The following is a 3,800-nucleotide window of genomic DNA, read 5'->3' as shown; positions in this document are numbered from 1 at the left end:
GGCGGGGCGGGGCGGGGCTGGCATGGCCTTACAAGGCCGCGCCGGCCGCCGGGTGGCAAGCGTCAGCGGCGGCGCGATGCGGGCGGGGATCGGCGCGCGGATCAATCGGCCGCGACGGCCTGCGGCGCGGTGCGGTGCCGGACATGGTGCTGCGGCCAGCCGGCGACGGCGGCAGGCGATCCCCAACAGAGCGCCGGCGCGTCGGCGGCGAGCCAGCGGACCAGCGCCGGAAGGTGAAGGACGCGGTCCCCGTCCAATCCCGCCACGGCCCCGCGAAGATCGTTGTTGAGGACCGCAAGGGTTCCATCGCCGGCGTCCGGAGCGATTGCGTGCAAAATCCACGCGCGCAGTTCCTCGCGGAAACATTCGGGGCAGCCGAGAAAATTCCAATCGCGCATCGCGCGTCTCCTGAAAGCGGGTTGGGGATGACGGCGGCGCCCATTGGGCGGCCGGCTGCGCGATACAGAAGGATCAGGGGCGCGGACCGCCAGGAAATTCACGGCAGATGATGGGGCGCGGCGCGCATGCCGAAGATGCGCGCGGCGCGGGCCGCCGTGGCATGCTGCCCGCTACTATAGGGCAAGCCGCATGCCACGCGCGGGCGGCGTCTGTCCTAGGATTTCAGCGATCGGCGCCGTGCAATTTGCCCGGCCGATCGCCGCTGTCGTAGAGCCAGGTCTGACTTCGATCAGGCGCCGCGCGCGATCCGCGCCGCTTCCGACACCGTGATCTGCGGTCCGAGTTCGCCGGTCTTCGTGATCATGCGAAGCCGGCCGGCGGGATCGGCGACAAGCCTGACCAGCGCCTTCGACGACACCATCATGGCGATCGGCACGCAGCCGGCCGGCGCGCGCGTCAGGGCGCCGATGTCGAACCCGCGCGCGATGCGGCTTTGCCGACGCCGCGCTTCGATCTCGTTGGTCGCCATATGCCACGCCGCGCGCTGGGCTGCATTCGCGCCCGGCGGGCAGACGAGCGGCGCGCGCGTGGCATCGGCCGCGATGCGATCCCGCGCTTCCGCCCGCGATGCGCCGGCCGCGCGCTCGGCTCGCTGCTGATGGAGGAAGCCTCTGCCGATTCCGCTTTCCAAATCCATGACCGTGATCCCCTTCGTGCTGCTGCTGTTCGCGAGGATTCTATCGCGCGTCGCGGTCAGATAGAATCACGCGATGACGCCGCAGTCGCTGCGTCGAACCCCGGTCGGGAGAAGGAAGACATGGATCTCAGCGAGCGCATCACGCGCGCAGTCCAAGCCACAGCAGCGCAGGAGGCAGAAGCCGCCAGCGCGAAAGTGGAGGCCGCCGGCCTCGTCACCATCGCGCTCACGCAGAAGGGAGTCCCAACCGCCGCCGCCGCAGCCGCCGCGTCGCGGTTCATGGATGATGTGGACGCGAAGATCGCCGGCGTCCGGATCGCCCAGCGGGCGTTCGCCTATCGCACGCTCGCGGGCGCGATGGTCAACGAGATCGATCGCAGGGGGCTCCAGTGAGCGGCTTCGTCACGCGGGCGCGGGCGCAAATCCGCGCGGGCTTCACCATCGGCGACGCCGTCGCGGAGGAAATCGCCGCGCATCCTCCCATTCCCGTCGATGCGCCGCTCGGCGCGCTGATCCAGGCCGCCGCCGCAGCGCCCGCGCTGCTGGGCCGTGTCGAAGATGCGCGCCGCAGCGTGGCGACAAGGATCGCCCGGGCATCGGATATCGCTGACGCCTTCGAGCGCGAGATCGAAGGGCTTGAGGCGGTGTGCCGCTACCTTGAGGACGGGGCCGCGCTGCCGGTCGATCTTCCGCCCGATCTGGCGCTTGCCGCCCGTGCGCTTGGCGGCACCGACGATGCGAAGGCGACCGCGCGTCAGATGCGGGACGACATTGAGCATCATCGGCGCACGCTGACCGCGCTGCGCGACGAATTGCCCCGCGCCCGGAGCGCGCTGCGGGTCGCGGCGTCGGGCTGGAAGGCGAACGCGGCGATCAAGACTGCATCGCCGGATCAGGCGGAATTGTCCCGCGTCCACAAGGCGGAACTCGAGCGTCACAAGTCGGAATTCCTGCGCCGGAAAAGGATCGCAGCATGAGCGCGCAGCACCAGGGCCAGCCGGCCATGATTTCGCGCGAGGACGCGCTTCTTCTCGCCGTGCGTCGCTTCGTCGATGAGAAGGACGCGGCGACCCGCCAGGAGGTCGGCGATCGGCTGCACGAACTGGAGCAGGTCGTGATTTCGGCGCGCGATGCGCAGGGCGATCTGTCCGAAGCCCTGCAACGCCTTTCCGACGCAGCCGCCGGGCCGGTGGATGAGGCCCGCGCCATGCTCCGACAGATCAAGGCGGCGTGCGAGCAGGCCGATGATGCCGCGTCGACCATCAGGCGATGGGCGCGGTCGCACTTGCTCAGCCGGGCGCGGGACTTGGCGTGATGGACCTCTCGCTGGCGCTTCACGAACTAGGCCATGCGGTCGCGATGCGGGCCGAAGGGGCGGGCGGCCTGCATCTGCTGGCCCGCGATGACCACTACGAGGTGATCGCTGACGAGCCCGGCGCCGACCCCGACGCGGCAGCGATGACGCGGACGATGATCGCGGGGCCGATGGCCGAACTGTCCTACCGCGCCGGGCTCGATATCGCGGCCGTGGTGCAGCGGGTGGAAGCCCACGGCCCATCTGCATTTGCGGCCTGCGCCTGCTCGGTCCTTGATCTGGAACCGATGAACGCGCTGCCCGCGCACATGACGCCCATCGCCCGCGATCTGCTGACGGTCGCCGCGCATCAGGTTGCCCCGGTGCTGTCCGAAGGGCTGGCGGCGGTCACGCGCGATCAGGTGATGGCGCTGGCCCGGGCGATCCGAGAGGCGCGGCCGGGCGACCGGATCGACTTGCCGATCTGACGAAGGGGGCGGCCGGCGGCCGGATCACCGTTGCCGCCGGCCTTGCGCGAGTCCGGGGAGGAATGGCCGACGCGCTGCGTTGCCACCGTAGCCGACAGCGCAGGCGAAATGCACGCCCGCCGTCAGCCCCGCTTGCGCAATTCGTTCAGCGCCGTCTGGGCGGCCTGCTGCATCCGTCGCGCTTCCGCCTGGGCCTCGGCCGCGCGCTTCTCCGCTTCCCGCCGGGCTTGGCGCTCATGTTCCAACTGCCGGCGAAGGTCGGCCATCTCGCGCTCGGCCCGTCCCGGTCGGTCACGCATGGGGCTGCGACCATCTTCCGCGTGGCAGCCCCGCCCGGACGAGCCACCTGTTGGCCGTCGATGCCCCGATGCCCAGCCTCTTTCCGATCTCGACCACGGACAGCCCTTGGTCACGAAGGCGACGAAGGTCGTCGGCGTGGATCTCGACCTGGCTCTTTCGCCGCGCGGGCTTCGTGGGCGGCGCCTGGGCGGCTGGCGCGGCGGCGGCGCGGATGGGCCGGCCGAAGGCGTCGACGGGCCGGCGGGCGATCGCCGCATGGTGCGCGCAATAGCGCGAGGCCATGCCGGCGGCCTGGGCGTCAGCGACGGGATCGCAGCAGAAGGAGAAGTCCGGCCCCTTCGGATCGCCGACCGGCCAGCAGCATTGATGACGGCCAGGAAGCCGCGTGCGCGGCGCTTCGTCGCGGGTGGTCGCATCCAGCATGCGCGACAGATTGCACGGCGACAGGGGTCAGGGGAATCGCGGGCGCAGCCGAAGCCGCGCCCGCATCCACGACCGCCAAGCCTAGCCCGGCCCCGCCCCGCCAAGCCCCGCCGTGCCGCGCCGCGCCCAACCCGGCCCTGCCGCGCCGGGCCACGCCTTGACCGCCTTGCCGCGCCCCGAGATCGGAAGAGCACGGGGC

8 protein-coding genes are annotated in these 3,800 nt (G+C 71.2%); 4 read left to right on the top strand and 4 right to left on the bottom strand.

Annotated features, from left to right (window positions below; translation table 11 throughout):
- Nucleotides 1-101: 101 nt before the first annotated feature.
- A complete protein-coding gene (locus HW577_RS22315; protein ID WP_198378314.1) occupies nt 102-398 on the bottom strand; it encodes a hypothetical protein in 297 nt (98 codons plus the stop codon).
- A 290-nt stretch (nt 399-688) separates the two neighbouring features.
- The gene (locus tag HW577_RS22310; protein WP_198378313.1) at nt 689-835 is read right to left on the bottom strand and encodes a hypothetical protein; all 147 of its coding nucleotides are present in this window, start codon (nt 833-835) and stop codon (nt 689-691) included.
- Nucleotides 836-892: 57 nt separating this feature from the next.
- Here HW577_RS22310 and HW577_RS22305 point away from each other — a divergent pair, with 57 nt between their 5' ends.
- The 4 genes from HW577_RS22305 to HW577_RS22290 are packed head-to-tail and all read left to right on the top strand — an operon-like array spanning nt 893 to nt 2,878.
- Entirely contained in the window at nt 893-1,489 is a 597-nt protein-coding gene (locus HW577_RS22305) for a hypothetical protein (protein ID WP_198378312.1), read from the top strand.
- Nucleotides 1,486-2,073, top strand: coding sequence for a hypothetical protein (locus tag HW577_RS22300; RefSeq protein ID WP_198378311.1), 588 nt, complete (start codon nt 1,486-1,488; stop codon nt 2,071-2,073). Before HW577_RS22305 ends, HW577_RS22300 begins: the two co-directional genes overlap by 4 nt.
- Nucleotides 2,070-2,411 carry a hypothetical protein gene (locus HW577_RS22295; RefSeq protein WP_198378310.1) on the top strand — a complete coding sequence of 114 codons (342 nt, stop codon included), beginning with the start codon at nt 2,070-2,072 and terminating at the stop codon, nt 2,409-2,411. Before HW577_RS22300 ends, HW577_RS22295 begins: the two co-directional genes overlap by 4 nt.
- Entirely contained in the window at nt 2,411-2,878 is a 468-nt protein-coding gene (locus tag HW577_RS22290) for a hypothetical protein (protein ID WP_198378309.1), read from the top strand. The genes HW577_RS22295 and HW577_RS22290 overlap by 1 nt, the downstream gene beginning before the upstream one ends.
- 122 nt (nt 2,879-3,000) lie before the next feature.
- On the opposite strand, the gene HW577_RS22285 is transcribed toward HW577_RS22290, so the two are convergent.
- Both HW577_RS22285 and HW577_RS22280 read right to left on the bottom strand, forming a co-directional pair.
- Nucleotides 3,001-3,177 carry a hypothetical protein gene (locus HW577_RS22285; protein WP_198378308.1) on the bottom strand — a complete coding sequence of 59 codons (177 nt, stop codon included), beginning with the start codon at nt 3,175-3,177 and terminating at the stop codon, nt 3,001-3,003.
- Nucleotides 3,170-3,601, bottom strand: coding sequence for a GcrA family cell cycle regulator (locus tag HW577_RS22280; protein WP_198378307.1), 432 nt, complete (start codon nt 3,599-3,601; stop codon nt 3,170-3,172). Before HW577_RS22280 ends, HW577_RS22285 begins: the two co-directional genes overlap by 8 nt.
- Nucleotides 3,602-3,800 lie beyond the last annotated feature (199 nt).

Origin of the sequence: Neoroseomonas rubea (assembly GCF_016106015.1) — a bacterium.
GTDB lineage: Bacteria > Pseudomonadota > Alphaproteobacteria > Acetobacterales > Acetobacteraceae > Neoroseomonas > Neoroseomonas rubea.
The sequence above is the reverse complement of the archived record's forward strand: the minus strand, read 5'-3'. Positions and strand labels throughout refer to the sequence as shown.

What these genes read in the sequence shown, in the direction of transcription:
- HW577_RS22315 (WP_198378314.1), bottom strand. Translation starts at nt 398, where the DNA reads ATGCGCGATTGGAATTTTCTCGGCTGCCCCGAATGTTTCCGCGAGGAA.
- HW577_RS22295 (WP_198378310.1), top strand. Translation starts at nt 2,070, where the DNA reads ATGAGCGCGCAGCACCAGGGCCAGCCGGCCATGATTTCGCGCGAGGAC.
- HW577_RS22290 (WP_198378309.1), top strand. Translation starts at nt 2,411, where the DNA reads ATGGACCTCTCGCTGGCGCTTCACGAACTAGGCCATGCGGTCGCGATG.
- HW577_RS22285 (WP_198378308.1), bottom strand. Translation starts at nt 3,177, where the DNA reads ATGCGTGACCGACCGGGACGGGCCGAGCGCGAGATGGCCGACCTTCGC.
- HW577_RS22280 (WP_198378307.1), bottom strand. Translation starts at nt 3,601, where the DNA reads ATGCTGGATGCGACCACCCGCGACGAAGCGCCGCGCACGCGGCTTCCT.